Raw genomic sequence first — 16,585 nt, forward strand, 5'->3', positions numbered from 1 at the left:
ATGGAAGAAGTAATTGTTAAAGTAGAGCACTTGTCTCATCGTTACAGTGTAGACTGGGCGATTCGCGATATAAATTTTGAAGTAAAAAGTAAGGGAGTTTTCGGCTTGTTGGGTTCTAATGGTGCCGGAAAGTCTACTACGATGAATATCATATGTGGTGTTTTGAACCAAACAGAAGGAAATGTTTGGATCAATAACATCAGTTTGCGTGAGAATCCGGTAGAAGCGAAGAAGTTCATTGGGTTCTTGCCACAGCGTCCTCCTTTGTATGCTGATATGACAGTGGAGGAATATCTGACGTATTGTGCCAACTTGCATTTGATGCAACCGGAGGAGATCGGAAAAGCAGTGGAACGTGCAATGGATCGTTGTGGAGTAACCCATTTCCGTTCCCGTTTGCTGCGTAACCTGTCAGGAGGTTATCAACAGCGTATTGGCATTGCACAAGCTATTGTCCACCGTCCTAAGTTTGTGGTATTGGATGAACCTACTAATGGTTTGGACCCGAATCAGATTGTCGAAATTCGTAATTTGATTAAAGAACTCGCCACTGACCATGCCGTAATGCTTTCTACGCATATCCTTCCTGAAGTTCAGGCAACCTGCGATGAAATTCGCATGATTGAACAAGGTAAGGTCGTTTTCTCGGGAACCATTGATGACTTTGATAACTATGTAGCTCCAACTTCTTTTGTAGTAACTTTGCGGAATGCTCCAGCTATGGATGTTTTGAGCAAAATGGAAGGAATTACCGCTGTAGATAATTTGGGCGATTGCCATTATCGTTTCCATTTTGCAGATCCAAAGGATATTACTGAGAAAATGATCGCTACTAGTGTCGCTAAAGGTTGGCAGTTAGAAGAGATTCAGTTAGAACGTCTTTCATTGGATGAGATTTTTGCTCGTCTTTCAGGAAAGAGGTAATCATAAACTTTGAAAATAGAAATAAGTATGAAAACTATATGGAAAATAGCAAAGGCTGAACTGAATACACTCTTTTGTTCACCTATTGCATGGTTAATCCTTATTATATTCGCATTTCAGGCCGGACTTACCTTTTCCGATCTGATTAGTGATCAATTACGTTATTTGGCATTAAATTATCGTCCTTATAACTTAACATCGAGTTTGTTGGCAGGGTATAGAGGTGTTTATGCTGATATGCAGAATAACTTGTACCTTTATATCCCGTTGCTTACTATGGGACTTATGAGCAAGGAATATAGCAGTGGCTCTATCAAACTATTATATTCTTCACCTATTACCAATGTACAGATTATCATAGGTAAATATATATCTATGCTGGTCTATGCTTTGATTTTGGTGGCTATTTTATTTGCTTATTTTATTTATACAGCTTGTATCGTAAAGAACTTTGATTATCCGTTTGCATTAACTGCAATTTTGGGTATTTTCTTGTTGGTATGTGCTTATGCTGCTATTGGTTTGTTCATGTCTACTTTGACTGCTTATCAGGTAGTGGCAGCAGTGGGTACTTTGACGGTTCTTGCTATCTTGAACTTCATGAATTCTGTTGGACAGGATATCGATTTTGTTCGTGATTTGACCTATTGGTTAGCTTTGTCAGGACGTTCGGCTAAATTTTTGAGCGGAATGATTTGTAGTGAAGATGTATTCTATTTCATAATTGTTGTTCTCTTTTTCCTTTCTCTCTCTATCTTGAGATTGAAATTTGAGCGTACTAGCACAAGTAAGATCAGTAAAACACTTCAGTATACAGCTGCGATCTGTGTTACACTGTTACTCGGATATACTACTTCACGTCCTCAACTGATGGGTTATTATGATGCCACTGCAACCAAAGCAAATACATTGACCCCTCCCAGCCAGGAAGTAGTAAGCAAACTGGATGGAGGACTTACTCTGACTACATTTGTCAATCTGCTGGATGAAAACTTTAGTCGTGGTATGCCTAGCAGCAGAAATTGGGAAATGCGTAAGTTTGAAGATTATATCCGTTTTAAACCGGAGATGAAGATGAAGTATGTCTACTATTACGATCATGTGGATAATCCCCGGCTTTATGCCCGATATCCGGGATTGACAGATAAGGAAATCGCGCAACGTATGTGTGATACTTACGATTTCGACTTCGATATGTTCCTTTCTCCGGAAGAAATTAAAGAACTGACCAAATCCAAAGGTATTAATCTAGAAGAGGAAGGAAATCGTTTTGTTTATTTGTTCGAACGTGAAAACGGACAGAAAGCTTTCTTACGTATTTATGATGATAATCAACGTGATCCTTTTGAAGCCCAGATTTCTTCTGCATTAAAGACAATGGTAGTGAAAGCTCCTATGGTTGCTTTTGTAACTGGTCATGGAGAACGTGATATTTATAAAGGTGGAGAACGAGATTACAGTGCTTTTGCCAAGAACCTGACTTTCCGTTATTCTTTGATTAATCAGGGATTTAGAGTCAGTACGCTCGATTTAAAAGCCGATACAGCTGCTGTTGATATAGCTGAAGATGTTGATGTACTTGTTATTGCAGATGTACGTGAAGCTTATACTCCGGAAGAGGTAGCGAAAGTACAACGCTTTTTGGCTCGTGGAGGTGATCTGATTATCGCTTGTGAACCTCGCCGTCAGTCATTAATGAATCCGCTGGTAGAGAAAGTAGGTATTACTTTTATGCCGGGAACGGTAGTAGAAGAGACTCAGGGATATGCAGCCAACCAGTTGTTTCTTGACCCGACGGAGGCTGCTATGAAAGCCAATTCTGAATTCTATCGTATGTCGAGATATGGTTCTAAGCTTTCGATGCCGGGTGCGGTAGAATATCAGGTTAGTGATAGTTGCGGATTCCAATCTACTGTGTTATTTGCTACTACTTCAAAAGCATGGAATGAATTACAAACAACGGACTTTGTAGACGATATTCCATCTCTTAATCCGGAAACCAGTGAGAGAATGGATTCCATTCCTTTGGTAACACGTTTGGTTCGTCAGGTTGGGGACAAACAACAACGTATTTATGTCTGTGGAGATGCAGACTGCATGGCCAATAGTGAATTGACTACTAACAGAGACAATATGCCCACTTCCAATTTTACGTTGATCAGCGAAGTTTTCCGCGAATTGTCGGATAATGAATTTCCAGTCAATGACAGTCGTCCGCATCCGGCTGACGATGAAATGTATATCGGACAAGGAGCTTTGATTTGGGTACAGATTGTCTTTATGGGACTCATACCTGTTGGTTTGTTGGCTGGTTATGTTATTACTTGGTGGCGTCGTCGTAAGAAGTAATTAGAATATAAGATTTGTTGGATAACAGTATATAACTAAACACTGTATTTATGAGAGAAAAGCGAAGTTTTGTAGTAGGTTGTTGCTTAGCAGCCTCCTTGTTGGTGTGCACTTCACCTTTGAGTGCTCAGACAACAACGGTTACTGTTAAGGTGGAACATGAAAGTAACCGTATCATAAAGGGTAAGGTTACTGATCTAGAAGGACACTCTTTGCCAGGAGTGAATGTGGTAGTGAAAGGATTTAAAGGTGGTACTGTCTGTGACATTGATGGTAATTTCAAGATCAGTGCTCCGCGTGAGGATGTAACTCTGACGTTTACATATATTGGTATGAAACCTCAGGAAGTTACAGTGAAAGCCGGGCAAAAGAAAGATCTTCAAATTCGTATGAAAGAAGATGCGAATGAACTCAATGAAGTGGTAATTACCGGTATGGCTGATATACGTAAAGAAAGTTTTACGGGTAATACCATAACGATAAAGAAAGACGAACTTCTTAAAGTGAACAAGACAAATGTTATTGCTGCCTTGCAAGCTTTTGACCCATCTTTTCGTATTGCGGAGAATGTAACTTGGGGATCTGACCCGAATGCATTACCTGAAGTGTATGTGCGTGGTAAGTCTGCTTTTGGTCAAAAAGAACTAGATATGAATGTTACGGATAAATCTTCATTGAAGAATAATCCGAACCTTCCGACATTTATTATGGATGGATTCGAGATCAGTGTAACGAAGCTTTATGACTTCGACCCTTCTCGTATTGAAAGTGTGACCATTCTACGTGATGCGGCGGCTACAGCGATGTACGGTTCGCGTGCAGCTAATGGGGTTGTCGTTATCAAAACAGTAGCACCTAAACCTGGAAAGTTGAATGTTTCTTATAGTTTGACAGGGCAGATTGAAGTTCCGGACCTGAGTGATTATGATTTGATGAATGCGGCTGAACACTTGGAAGCGGAAAGACTGTCTGGGCAATACGATATGAAAGCTGGCATGAATTTAAGTGACTGGTCACGTTTACAAAGAGAGTATGCTCGTAAGTTGTATAATGTAAAGAATGGAGTTGATACTTACTGGCTGGATAAACCATTGCGTACATCTTTTAACACAGTGCATAGTCTATATGTAGATGGGGGTACGGAACAAGTCCGTTTTGGCGTTGAAGTGAATATAAATAAAAATGATGGTGTCATGAAAGGCTCTCATCGTAATGTATGGGGAACAGGTGCATATATTGATTATCGGATCGGTAGATTGCAGGTACGTAATCATACAACGTATAATGTTACTAATTCTACCGAATCTCCTTATGGATCTTTCTCAGATTATACCAGTCAATTGCCTTATAATATCTATATGGATGAGAATGGTAAACCTTTGCAAATGCTGGAACAATGGCATGGCTTTGGAAAAGCTCCATATAACCCTCTGTATGAAGTTACTTTGAAGAATCGGAATAAATCTTCTTATGAGGAGTTGATCAATAATTTGAGTATTCAATGGAATATTATTGATTACTTGCAGTTTAAGAGTACATTAGGTCTTACAAGACAGTTCAATTCGAGTGAGAATTTTCTGGACCCTAATTCGAAAAGAAATTCAAATCCTTTGAGTTCTACAAATTTGTCATCAGGTGAATTGACTACCGGCAGTGGAGACTTGTTCACTTGGGATTGGCAGGCATCTTTGATTTATAATCGTTTTATCAAAGAACACAATATTAACGTGGCGTTGAACTGGAATATGATAGAAGATCGTTCTAATAACACCTCTGCTTTTTATAGAGGCTTTCCTTCAGGGTCTTTGAGTTCTCCCAATTATGCGCAGGAAATTGTTGATAAACCGACAGTGACTGAGTCTCACTCACGTTTGATGGGTGTAACGGGGCTTGTGAATTACAGTTTCCAGGATATTTATTTGTTCGATACGAGTCTGCGTATGGATGGTTCATCTAAATTTGGAACGAATAGCCGATATGCTCCTTTTTGGAGTTTAGGAGGTGGTTTAAACCTGCATAACTATCCGATTCTGAAAAATTTAGGGTTTGTTGATTTGTTGAAAGTACGTGCTAGCTATGGTCAGTTGGGTAAAGTAAGTTTTAGTTCTTATGAATCACGGACTACTTATAATATTCTCACTGATGAATGGTATAAAACCGGTTATGGTGCTGTGTTGGCTGCATTGGGAAATAGAGACTTGACTTGGGAGACTACCAATACTTTGGATATTGGTGGGGAACTTCGTCTTTTTAACGGACTGATTTATATCCGTGGTTCTTATTATAACAAGCGTACTGTCGATTTGATAAATGATGTAACGATTCCTAGTCATACCGGTTTTACAACCTACAAAAATAATGTAGGTGAGATTGAAAATAAAGGTTTTGAGTTGGATGTACGTTCCGAGATTCTTAATACAAAAGATTGGTATGTGTCTGTTTATGCAAATCTTGCACATAACAAAAATACTATCTTAAAAGTTTCTGAGAGTTTGAAAGCTTATAACGACCGGGTAGATAACTTCTTGAATGATTTAAGCCAGCGTCAGGCTCGTAATGGTACGGGATCCAAGAGTTATAAGAAGTATGTAGAGGGTGGTTCGGAAAGCTCTATTTGGGCTATGCGTTCTTTGGGGATTAACCCTGCGAATGGTGAGGAACTTTTCCTGACTCCTGATGGGAAGATAACGAATACTTGGAATTCTGCCGACCAAGTTGTAGTAGGTAGTATAGAGCCTGCAGCACAAGGTAGCTTTGGTGTCAATGCCCGTTGGAAGAACTTTAGTTTATATGCCACCTTTATGTATGAATGGGGAGGACAACGGTATAACCAGACCTTGGCTGATCGAGTAGAAAATGTGAATATCTATGAGGTGAATGCAGATAGACGTGTCTTTACCGATCGTTGGCAAAAGCCGGGTGATAATGCACAGTTTAAGAAATTGGAAGCAGGTGATAATATCCATACAACACAAGCTACTTCACGTTTTGTACAGGATTATAATTGGCTTTCTTTAAATTCATTAAATTTGGGATATGATTTTGATCAAAAACTGATTGCTCCGTTGAGCCTTACTATGTTGCGTTTTGAAATTGGTGCAAATGAATTGTTCCGTATTTCTTCTGTGAAACAGGAACGTGGATTAAGTTATCCTTATTCACGGACTTTTAATTTCTCTATTAAGGCAAGTTTTTAATCATCTAGATTTATTCGTATGAAAATATATAAATATTTAATAGGGCTGATCTCGCTTTCTATGTTGTCTGCTTGTAGTGATTGGTTGGATATACAACCCCAAGACACCACTGAGGATGATCAGCTTTTTGAGACTGGCGAGGGATTCCGGAATGCCTTGAATGGTGTATACAGACAAATGGCCGGCTCGAGTATGTATGGAAAAGAACTCACGTGGGGGGCTTTGGATGCGATGGCAAATTATTATACTCCATCGACTGGATCTAATGAGTATTATTTTTCAAAGTATCAGTATACAGGTTCATATGCTTATCCTGTGATTCAAAATTTTTGGTCAATAGCTTATAACTGTATTGCCAATTGTAACAATCTTATTCAGCGGACTCAAAAAGAACCGGTGACTACTTTCATGAAAGGTGCCGACGAGAAGAATGTGATTTTGGGAGAAGCTTTGGCACTTCGGGCGATTTTACATTTTGATGTGATGCGCTTGTTTGCATCGGCACAAATGAATGATCCGATGAAGCAAATTCCTTTTGTAGATGTGTATCCATGTACTTTTAAAGAGTATGGGACGAATGAAGAAGTGTCGGATCTGATCGTAAAAGATCTGAAACAAGCGAAAGAACTGTTGGCACAGTTTGATGTTCCGCGGGTTGCATGGATGTTATGGGATGTACGTTGGAAGAATGATTTTCAAAGAATATTATCTTCATCTTCGGAAGTACCGGAGGATTTATTCTTTGCTTATCGCAGTTATCGCTTGAATTATTATGCTATTTGTGGTATGTTGGCGCGAGTTTATTTATATAAAGGAATGTATAAAGAGGCTTTTCGTGAAACAGAGATTGTTGTAAATGCTGTATCAGAAGCGCACCAGGAATATATCTTTAATTTTACAAATAGTCGTGATATGGCTGACGGAAATAGTAAGTTGTATGACGAAATAATTTTTGCTCTTTCCAATCAGAGAATGGAAGAAGACTATCGCACTTATCGTTCCGGTAATGAGAAATTGTATCTTTCAAATTGGTCACCACTTAATGGATGGTTTGCGGGAGATGCTAATGATGTTCGTTATAAACTATTGGTTGAGGAAGGATGGGATTATTACAGTAGTAAATATTTGCCGGCTGAAGGTTCGCTTAAAAAGTACGCGGTGGATATTATTCCCATGCTTCGATTGGGTGAAATGTATTATATTCGGGCAGAGTATTATAATCACTTGAGTTTGGCAGAAAATCTGGAACCGGATGCAAAAGAGGCATTTCAGAAACAGGCTTTAGAGGAATTAGCCAAAGTGCGACGTGGACATGGTTGTAACCAAGAGTATGTGAGTACTTCAGGTGGTGATGCGTGGTTTAATAGAGAATTGCTGAATGAGGCTAGACGTGAATTTATAGGTGAAGGTCAGTTGTTCTTCTATTATAAGCGTTTAGGTGAGAAGGTTCCGGGCATGAAAGATACGAAGAGTTTTGTCTTGCCTTATCCGCAGAATGAAGCTTTATAATTATTTAAAAAAGTGATTATTATGATAAAGAAATATATCTGGTGCATGGGTTTGCTTTTGATCGTTTTAGGCTCATGCTCGCAAGAAGACTTAGTGAATTATGACCAATCGACTCGGTCACTTTATATACCGACTGAGATGGAAAATGAAACAGGGGAAACGATTAAGGGGATTGATTCTACATATTTCTCTTTCAAACAATATGCAGATATAACGGATTATGAGATTCGTTTTTCTGTGATATTGAATGGTCAGCAATTGGAGGAGGACAAAACTTATCGTTTGGAGATTATTAAAGAGAAAACAACAGCCCTTCCTGAAGACTATACTGTGGAGTTGGAACAAACTTTTCATGCAGGTGTCTGGTCTGACTATATTAGTATTAAGTTGCACCGGACAGCGCATCTTGCTGACAAAAAAGTTCGTTTGGCAGTTCGTTTGGTCCCTAATGAAAATTTCGGAGTCGGTTCTTATATCGGAGATCCATATTGGCCTACTGTGCGGGAGTCTATTTCTTGTTCAGTCACTTTCTGTGATATGTTAAGTAAGCCGGATTGGTGGGATAATACTATCACTAGTCGTTTCCTAGGAGAATATTCGGATGAGAAATATGCGCGTTTCATCGAAAGTTCAGGAATAACCGATATAACGGGTTATACTTCTACAGAGCTCAGGCTGATCGTTCAGCAATTTAGTAAAGATATTCAAGAAAACGGATGGACAGAAGAAGATGGTTCTTTGATGGAAGTTGTTATGAATTAAATTGTATTATCTATGAAATTAATAAAATTATTATTTATAAGTGCTAGCTTAGCGGTTACTTTGTCCGGTTGTTTTGAGGATAAGGGTAATTATGATTATAAAGATTTGACGAGAATCGATATGGATCCGTCAGGGAGTACATATACGGTTCCCATACGAGGAACATTAAAGATTACTCCAGATTATACGTTCTCAAAGGAAGATTCTAATAAGGACTTGTCATATTTGTGGACACTAGATGGAGAGGTTATTAGTACGGATCCGGTGTTGGAATGGGTGGCAGATCGTTACACAGAAAAGAATACCTATAATTTGCTGCTTGAAATAACCGATAATAAAACAGATATAGTTTATCGTTGTGTTTATGGGGTGTCTGTGTTGGAACCGTATGATGGTATTGGTTTCTTCTTGTTGTCACAAAAAGACGGCAAGCGGTGTGCTCATATGATAAAAGAAGATTTTGACGAAGAGGGTTACAGGTATTACAATGTTTTGACAAACATCTATTCGTTAGAGAATGAGGGTGCTACTTTGCCTTCGAATGCTTTTAAATTGTATGAACATTATGCGTTGGAGAAAACAATGGGCAGTTCTAGTAAGAAGGTTATTAACCAATTTATGTTTGTTTCTCCCGACCAAGTGACAGAAGTAAAACCGGGTAGCTTTAAGGATGTAAATACTAAACCAACGGATTTGTTTGGCGGTGGATATCCGGGAGGTTTGAAGATTGCTGATGTTCATTTCATGCAATTCTTAGACATGATTACGGATGAAGAAGGACGTTTGTATACGCGTATTAAAACGACCAATGAGTTTTTCCATGTAGATGAGTTCCTTCCTACACCGACTTCGTTTGATGGAGAAGAATTACGTGGTATTGAACTTATTCCATCGGCATTGCCTGCTCAGCATTGTTTGTTATATGATAAAAATAAAAAGCGGCTATTGATTATTTGGGATTTTAAAGATTATAATGGGAAATATTCTGTCGGAAAGATCGAGAATGTAAATTCGAGTTTAAAAACTGCAAATGTAAGCTGGCCGCAAAATACTCCGACTATCGAAGAGGCGTTTGCTAATTATGAGGTAATTCACCTTTCATCTTTCCGGACTGAATTTTCTACGTGGGGAGAAGGTGCGAAAACTTATTATTTCTCTGTGTTGAAAGATCCGGAAACAGGTAAATTATATCATTATCAATTCGCTTTGGAACAGGACTATAATTCAGCTATTATGCATTTGGCTTCGACCAGTGATGGGAAAATGGTAGATGTTGAATACGTTGAGCTGAGTGCAGAAGCTGCTGCTTTGTTTGATAATCCGCAGAATGTCATTTTTACTTTACCTACAAACTATTTAGGGTATGGATATAATGGATATTTGACTCTGATTGGTCAAGGTAATTCATTGTATGTGTATAATCGTATAGCGGCAACTACAAATGCCAAAGCTTCTGTTGCTGCTGATGAGTCTGATGATGACGATCCTTCCCAAAAGGAGCTTACTGTAAGGTTACTGTGTACTTTTGATTCGGAAATTGCTTGTATGGCATCTACACACGCTTCCAACTATTGGGGTGAGATCTTGGGCGTTGCTTTAAAGAATGGAAGCGTTGAAGTATTATCGGTAAAGAATGCTCAATATACTATCTGGAACGGACGTATTTGGAAATCTGAGGGAGTTGATCTCGGAGAGCCTGTAAGTCTGATTTATAGTGTTGGAAATCCAGGAGTGGATTGGAATTGATCGAAACCTGAATTATAGGAAGGTAGTGTATTTATATAAATTCCCTTATTTTGTTTCATTTTATAGAATGAACAAGATAAGGGATTTTTTAAGGCTAAAATTAGCCAACTGATTTTAAATGTGGTAGTTAGGATGCACACACATGCAATTAACCTGATCTACTCACTAAGACCAAAGTTAAAAATCGAAAGGTGGAAATAAGTTGGATTTTCTTTGGAATACATACCATACAATTTTGATGACTAAAAAATCAATAAAAAGTAAACAAGATTACCTGATATTAGATATCATTTTTGTTATTCCTTAGTACGCCGCCCTATACTTTCCCTCCTCCTTATCCTCCAACATATTCAGATAAGAAGTATATCGTGACTCGCTGATAAGATGTTCCTCCACTGCCTTACGTACAGCACATCCCGGTTCATGCCGATGCGTACAATTTCCATATTTACAGTCTGCAGAAATCTTAAAAATTTCCGGAAAGTAATGACTCACTTCTTCTTCTTCCATATCGAAAGTTCCGAATCCTTTGATTCCCGGCGTATCAATGATATACCCATCTCCCGGAACAGGAAACATTTCAGAGAAGGTAGTAGTATGCATCCCTTTATTATGATAGGTTGAGATTTCACCGGTTTTTGTTTCTATACCTGGTAGGATGGCATTGATAAGAGTTGATTTACCAACTCCGGAATGTCCGGAGAAAAGAGTAATCTTACCTTCCAGCTCCTCTTTAATTGCATCTATTCCGATTCCATCTTTTGCAGAAACTTTAAAGCAAGGATATCCGATATTAGTATACAAGTTGATAAGTGCATCCAAATAACGTAATTCATCTTCATCGTAAGCATCTACTTTATTAAATATCAACTTGACAGGTACACGATATGCTTCAGCGGATGCAAGAAAACGGTCAATGAAAATAGTAGAAGTTTCGGGATAATTGACCGTTACTATCAGCATACATTGATCAAGGTTGGCGGCAAGAATATGAGACTGTTTGGAAAGGTTAGAGGAACGGCGGATAATATAGTTTTTTCTATCCTCTATTTCGCTGATAAAAGCAGTCCCTTCTTGGTTTAGTATAATTTGAACACGGTCACCTACCGCTACAGGATTAGTGCTGCGGATACCTTTTAACCGGAAATTCCCTTTGATTTTACATTCGATAAATTGTCCGTCGTCGGTCTTTACTTGATACCAACTACCTGTATTCTTGATTACTAATCCTTTCATTTATTTAATGGATAATGGAAAATAGAAAATGACTATGCAGATATTATTTCTCTGCATAGTCATTTCTTTATATCCGTTATTAATATTAGACAGTCATAATTTCTTTGTCTTTTTCTGCCAACATCTCGTCGATCTGCTTGATATACTTATCATGTATCTTTTGCAGTTTCTCTTCGGCATTCTTTTGTTCGTCTTCAGCCAAGCCATCTTTTACAGCTTTCTTCAAAGCGTCAATACCATCACGACGAGCATTACGGACACTGATTTTAGCAGTTTCGCCCTCACCTTTACATTGTTTTGCCAGTTGTTTACGGCGTTCCTCTGTCAAAGGAGGGATGCCAATACGAATGATTTCACCGTTATTTTCCGGCATAATGCCAAGATCAGAGTCGATAATTGCTTTTTCGATGATACGGAACATACTTTTGTCCCAAGGCTTGATGGTGATACTACGTGCGTCAGGAGTAGTAACTGCAGCCACATTACTGATGGGCACCATGCTTCCGTAAGAATCTACACGGATACCGTCCAACAATCGGGTACTCGCTTTTCCGGCGCGGATATGTGCCAACGCTTCTTCCAGATACATTATAGCCATATCCATTTTTTCTTGTGCATTGCCAAGACAAGTCTTTACGTCTACCATATTTTTGATAATTAAAAGTTGCTATTGGGTTGATTGATTAGCAAAAGTATACTATTTTTTATTTATCTGCAACAGCATACCCATCTTTTTTATAAGCGTCTTTCCTAAGATTATCAAAGTGACAGCGGTAATAATCATTAAAACACCAGCCATTAAGCGCGGAGTTAGTTGCTCATGGAATAAAAGTACTCCGAAGAATAAAGCTGTTACCGGCTCCAAAGCACCAAGAATAGCAGTAGGAGTAGAACCTATATAATGAATTGCTAATGCAGTGCAAACCAATGATATCGCAGTTGGCAATATAGCTAATGCTATAACGTCTGCCCAAAGCCATCCGGTAGGTATCATTTGTAGTTCCGTACAGAAATGCAAACGTATGATATAGATTGCCAATCCAAATAGAATTGCGTAAAAGGTTAGTTTGGTGGTAGGCAGGTTTTTCAAAGACGAACGGTTTACGCCTACGATATAAATCGCATAGGAAAGAGAAGAAAGTAATACTAAGATAACACCGATTGTTGATAATGGCTTATTTCCATCACCTTGATAAAGCAAAGCAATCCCTGACAATGCCAACAGAATGGAAAAAATGGTGATTGCGGAAATTTTCTCTTTAAAGAATGCCCCCATAATGATTGCTACCATTACCGGATAGACAAATAGAATGGTAGAAGCAATTCCCGCGTCCATGTAATTGTAACTCATAAACAGAAGTAGCGAAGAGAAAGAAAACAATAATCCCATGATGACCAAAGGGAGAATGTCCTTTTTCTGAAGGGCAAAAGACTGTCCCTGTACCTTCATCAGAATGCCCAGGACTATGGCTGCAAGCAGGTAACGATAGAATAATACGGTATCGACACTCATGCCCGCCCCATATAGAGGGAGTGCGAAAAGAGGATTCATGCCATAGCTGGCAGCTGCAATCGCTCCGTAGATAAAACCTCTGGTTTTGTTATTCATCAATTGTACTTTCTAAAATAGCGTGCAAAAGTACAGAGTTTGCGGATGAGAAACAAGCGTTTATGTCGCTGATAGCATAATTTAATCTTTTTCTCCGAGAGTTAGCTTATTCGATAAAATGAAATCATCTTTTCGCTTCGTCATATTTCTCTATATCTTGTTGTCATTCAGGAGAATAAAATGAAGCATCTTTTTTCTCTTTGAATGTTTCTTTTATTCCATAAATTTACTTGAATCGCGAATTACAATTTCGCCAGCAAGATTTACCGTTACGGGATAGGCGGATTTATCATTGATTCTTCTGAACATTAGATCAACGCTGACATTTGCGATCTCTTCGCAAGGTTGCTTGAAAGAGGTCAGTGAATGTTTCAAATGCATGGAGTATTTCATATTATCATATGCACAAATAAGAAGATCTGAAGAAATCTTCCAGCCGATGTCTGTTAAAGAAGACATCAAAACAGCTGCGGTAGAGTCATTTGCACAAATAATACCTGTTTTCCCCGGAATTATTTGCATTTGCTTGACAAAGTTTGTGTCTTCGGGGTTTCCACAATGAACATCTGATAAATTGAACGGCAGTTTATGTTGTAGCATAACTTCTTTGATGCCTATTAAACGCATATCAACAGAATAGGCAGAATCCGGTCTATGGAAAAAATGAATATTCGTACAGCCCTGGTCTATAAGGTGCTGCGCCATAATGCAACCTGCACTGAAATTATCCAAGCAAACAATATCAAAATTACTTCTTTTAGGGAACTTGAATATATCTCTATCAATTAGAATGAGTGGGATTCCGGCTTCTTCCATCCTTTCACAAATACGAATGTTTATCTCATTAGCGTCAGCTACTCGTTCCAAAGGAGAAAAGAATACTCCATCTACTTTTTTACTTATATAATTATCGCAGCAACTGTCAATTAACTCCCTTCTGATGTTTGCATTACTTGCTGTTGCGCCTTCCCATAAACATGTGAAATTGCGTATTTCCGATTGTTTCAGTAATTGATCGTTGATAATGGAAAATATTTCGGATTCACCTGCTCCGGGAAGCAATAATCCGAAAGTTAATGTTTGGGTAGTCTGTTTATAATTAACAATAGTACCTAATCCTTTTTTTTTCGTAATGTAACCTTCTGTTTGCAATTGATTGTAAACTTTTGCTATAGTTGGTCTTGATACTGAGTATTGGTCAGCCAATGTAAGTTCGGTAGGTAATAAAGAACCTGTTGGGAATGTGCCGTTTAAAATATCCTTTTTTACTATACTGTATATTGATTTGTAGCTTGATTTTGTTTCCATTACTCTAATTCTTTCTTGATATATTTTGCAAATATAATAAGATTTTGTGGATTAGTAAGTCGTATATCTGAATAAATGCAAAAATGATATCGAACCTACATTTAATAAAAGAAGGATATATGTAATCTTGTTGTTTCCATATATGTTATTAAAATGGATGCTTATTTTATTTAGAAATATTACATATATGTTTGCTTATTATAAAAAGATACTTTATATTTGTTGCCGTAAAACGTGCAAACACTTAAAATAATGATATTATGAGAATCAAACTGTTGTTGTCACTGACCTTATTTGCGATGAATGTTTCTGCGCAAGTAGTGAAAGATTATAATCCTTCTATTCAACGAACTAGCAATCTTCAGTATTTCAAGCCTGTGGAAAAACGTTTATTCACAGGTGATTGTATGCCCTATTATCATGAAGGCACATTTTATATTTATTGGCTGCTGGATGAAGGACATCATGCCGGTCTCGGTGGTTTGGGCGGACATCAGTGGGCGTTGAGTACTTCCAAGGATCTTGTGGAGTGGAAGCATTATCCGGTAGCTGTTGGTATCGATGAAGATTGGGAGAAATCAATTTGTACAGGCTCTGTAATTGCTGACAAAGGTAAATTCTATGCTTTTTATTCAACCCGGGTACAAGATAATGATGGAAAAGTACATGAACAATTGAGCTATGCGATGAGTGAAGACGGAGGAGTTTCCTTTGCAAAGCAAGCACCCAATCCTTTTTATTATGCTCCTGAAGAATGCGTAAGCCGGGATTTTCGTGATCCCAAAGTTTTCAAGGATGATAAAGGTGCATACCATCTTTTTATTTCGGGATATAAGAAAGAGCCCGAATTAGAAGGGTTCGGAGGATATCTGGTTCATCTTATATCGACCAATCTGAAAGATTGGAAAGAAGTAACTTCGCCTTTGACGGGACAAGTGGCTACTCCTGAATGTTCTGACTATTTTCATTGGAATGGCTGGTATTATTTATTATATAGTATAGGTGGAGACACTTATTACGTAAAATCAAGAAAACCCTATGGACCGTGGGAATATCCTACGACACAAGCTTTCGTGGAATCGTGGGCAAGTGTGTATAAGACAGCGGAATATAAAGATAATCGAAGGATAGCAGTGGCGTATATGCCTTGTAGAAGTAATAATAAGGACTTTGATGGACCTATCTGGGGTGGAAATATGCTTCTAAGAGAAGTAGTGCAAGAGCCGGATGGTACATTGAATACAAAGTTCTTATCAGAGTCTCTTCCTGCCATGACTCCTATCCGGATGCCGGAAGTTGAAATTCCTGCTGACAGCAAAACGGTTTCATATTCGAATGGTAAACTGACTTTGAATTCTCCCAATGGAACCAGTGTCGCTTCTCTTTCCGAACTACCGGTGAACTACCGGATCACAATGAAAATAAAGCCACTAACTAATTATGATGAGGTCGGCTTGTTTGTCAGAGCTACTGACTCAAGAGACAGAGGATATAAGGTTGAACTGAACGCTAATAAAGAGAGTGCTTTCATTTATAACACCGGAATAAATACGGTAAAAAATTTAAGGGGGGAAATTACCTTGGATCTAATACTGAAAGATGAATTTATTGATATGAATATTAATGGTAAAAGGTCAATAATCAATCGTCTGCCGGAGAAAAAGGGGCATAAACTTTTCTTTTTCCTTAAAAATGGAAGTGCAGAAATTAAAGACATAAAGATTAGTCAATGGAGTGACGGAATTTGGTGAGATTGAGGTAAGGATTGTTTGGGGATAACTTGATTTGTAAATGTGTTTTGCTTGTAATATTTACATATGTGCAATAAATAATAGGCAAATGTTAGTGTAAAGTATCAAATTTGATAGCATTTGAAATAAATTTTATATTTCTCAGCTAGTCAAATTCATAGTTTTGTGCCGAGATGATGCTTAATATGTAAACT

General features: G+C 38.2%; 11 protein-coding genes. 7 read left to right on the forward strand and 4 right to left on the reverse strand.

Translation table 11 applies throughout. The features are described 5' to 3' along the window. Genes CZ225_RS04735 through CZ225_RS04760 form a run of 6 tightly spaced genes read left to right on the forward strand, consistent with a single transcriptional unit; the run spans position 1 to position 10,487 of the window. Positions 1-924 carry an ABC transporter ATP-binding protein gene (locus CZ225_RS04735; RefSeq protein ID WP_077153156.1) on the forward strand — a complete coding sequence of 308 codons (924 nt, stop codon included), beginning with the start codon at positions 1-3 and terminating at the stop codon, positions 922-924. Between the two features lie 27 nt (positions 925-951). Further along, a complete protein-coding gene (locus CZ225_RS04740; RefSeq protein ID WP_077153157.1) occupies positions 952-3,273 on the forward strand; it encodes a Gldg family protein in 2,322 nt (773 codons plus the stop codon). A gap of 50 nt (positions 3,274-3,323) precedes the next feature. Next, positions 3,324-6,470 carry a SusC/RagA family TonB-linked outer membrane protein gene (locus CZ225_RS04745; protein WP_077153158.1) on the forward strand — a complete coding sequence of 1,049 codons (3,147 nt, stop codon included), beginning with the start codon at positions 3,324-3,326 and terminating at the stop codon, positions 6,468-6,470. An 18-nt stretch (positions 6,471-6,488) separates the two neighbouring features. Then, a complete protein-coding gene (locus tag CZ225_RS04750; protein WP_077153159.1) occupies positions 6,489-7,979 on the forward strand; it encodes a RagB/SusD family nutrient uptake outer membrane protein in 1,491 nt (496 codons plus the stop codon). 21 nt (positions 7,980-8,000) lie between these two features. Then, a complete protein-coding gene (locus CZ225_RS04755) occupies positions 8,001-8,741 on the forward strand; it encodes a DUF4843 domain-containing protein (protein ID WP_083714576.1) in 741 nt (246 codons plus the stop codon). Positions 8,742-8,753: 12 nt separating this feature from the next. Then, entirely contained in the window at positions 8,754-10,487 is a 1,734-nt protein-coding gene (locus CZ225_RS04760) for a PKD-like family lipoprotein (RefSeq protein WP_083714578.1), read from the forward strand. Between the two features lie 303 nt (positions 10,488-10,790). Here the strand turns inward: CZ225_RS04760 and rsgA are convergent, their stop codons facing one another. The 4 genes from rsgA to CZ225_RS04780 form a co-directional block, all read right to left on the reverse strand. Next, on the reverse strand, positions 10,791-11,723 hold the full coding sequence (gene rsgA, locus CZ225_RS04765; RefSeq protein ID WP_077153161.1) for a ribosome small subunit-dependent GTPase A: 933 nt from the start codon (positions 11,721-11,723) through the stop codon (positions 10,791-10,793). 85 nt (positions 11,724-11,808) lie between these two features. Further along, positions 11,809-12,369 carry a ribosome recycling factor gene (gene frr / locus CZ225_RS04770; protein WP_077153162.1) on the reverse strand — a complete coding sequence of 187 codons (561 nt, stop codon included), beginning with the start codon at positions 12,367-12,369 and terminating at the stop codon, positions 11,809-11,811. A gap of 51 nt (positions 12,370-12,420) precedes the next feature. Beyond that, entirely contained in the window at positions 12,421-13,332 is a 912-nt protein-coding gene (locus CZ225_RS04775; protein ID WP_077153163.1) for a DMT family transporter, read from the reverse strand. 213 nt (positions 13,333-13,545) lie between these two features. After that, on the reverse strand, positions 13,546-14,640 hold the full coding sequence (locus CZ225_RS04780) for a GntR family transcriptional regulator (RefSeq protein ID WP_077153164.1): 1,095 nt from the start codon (positions 14,638-14,640) through the stop codon (positions 13,546-13,548). Between the two features lie 260 nt (positions 14,641-14,900). Between CZ225_RS04780 and CZ225_RS04785 the strand changes: the two genes are divergently transcribed. Next, positions 14,901-16,391 (forward strand): family 43 glycosylhydrolase, encoded by a 1,491-nt coding sequence (locus CZ225_RS04785; RefSeq protein WP_077153165.1) that lies wholly within the window; start codon positions 14,901-14,903, stop codon positions 16,389-16,391. Positions 16,392-16,585 lie beyond the last annotated feature (194 nt).

This window comes from Bacteroides bouchesdurhonensis (assembly GCF_900155865.1).
Classification (GTDB): domain Bacteria; phylum Bacteroidota; class Bacteroidia; order Bacteroidales; family Bacteroidaceae; genus Bacteroides; species Bacteroides bouchesdurhonensis.

Coding starts and splice junctions, on each gene's coding strand:
- CZ225_RS04735 (WP_077153156.1), top strand. CDS start 1: ATGGAAGAAGTAATTGTTAAAGTAGAGCACTTGTCTCATCGTTACAGT.
- CZ225_RS04740 (WP_077153157.1), top strand. CDS start 952: ATGAAAACTATATGGAAAATAGCAAAGGCTGAACTGAATACACTCTTT.
- CZ225_RS04745 (WP_077153158.1), top strand. CDS start 3,324: ATGAGAGAAAAGCGAAGTTTTGTAGTAGGTTGTTGCTTAGCAGCCTCC.
- CZ225_RS04750 (WP_077153159.1), top strand. CDS start 6,489: ATGAAAATATATAAATATTTAATAGGGCTGATCTCGCTTTCTATGTTG.
- CZ225_RS04755 (WP_083714576.1), top strand. CDS start 8,001: ATGATAAAGAAATATATCTGGTGCATGGGTTTGCTTTTGATCGTTTTA.
- CZ225_RS04760 (WP_083714578.1), top strand. CDS start 8,754: ATGAAATTAATAAAATTATTATTTATAAGTGCTAGCTTAGCGGTTACT.
- rsgA (WP_077153161.1), bottom strand. CDS start 11,723: ATGAAAGGATTAGTAATCAAGAATACAGGTAGTTGGTATCAAGTAAAG.
- frr (WP_077153162.1), bottom strand. CDS start 12,369: ATGGTAGACGTAAAGACTTGTCTTGGCAATGCACAAGAAAAAATGGAT.
- CZ225_RS04775 (WP_077153163.1), bottom strand. CDS start 13,332: ATGAATAACAAAACCAGAGGTTTTATCTACGGAGCGATTGCAGCTGCC.
- CZ225_RS04780 (WP_077153164.1), bottom strand. CDS start 14,640: ATGGAAACAAAATCAAGCTACAAATCAATATACAGTATAGTAAAAAAG.
- CZ225_RS04785 (WP_077153165.1), top strand. CDS start 14,901: ATGAGAATCAAACTGTTGTTGTCACTGACCTTATTTGCGATGAATGTT.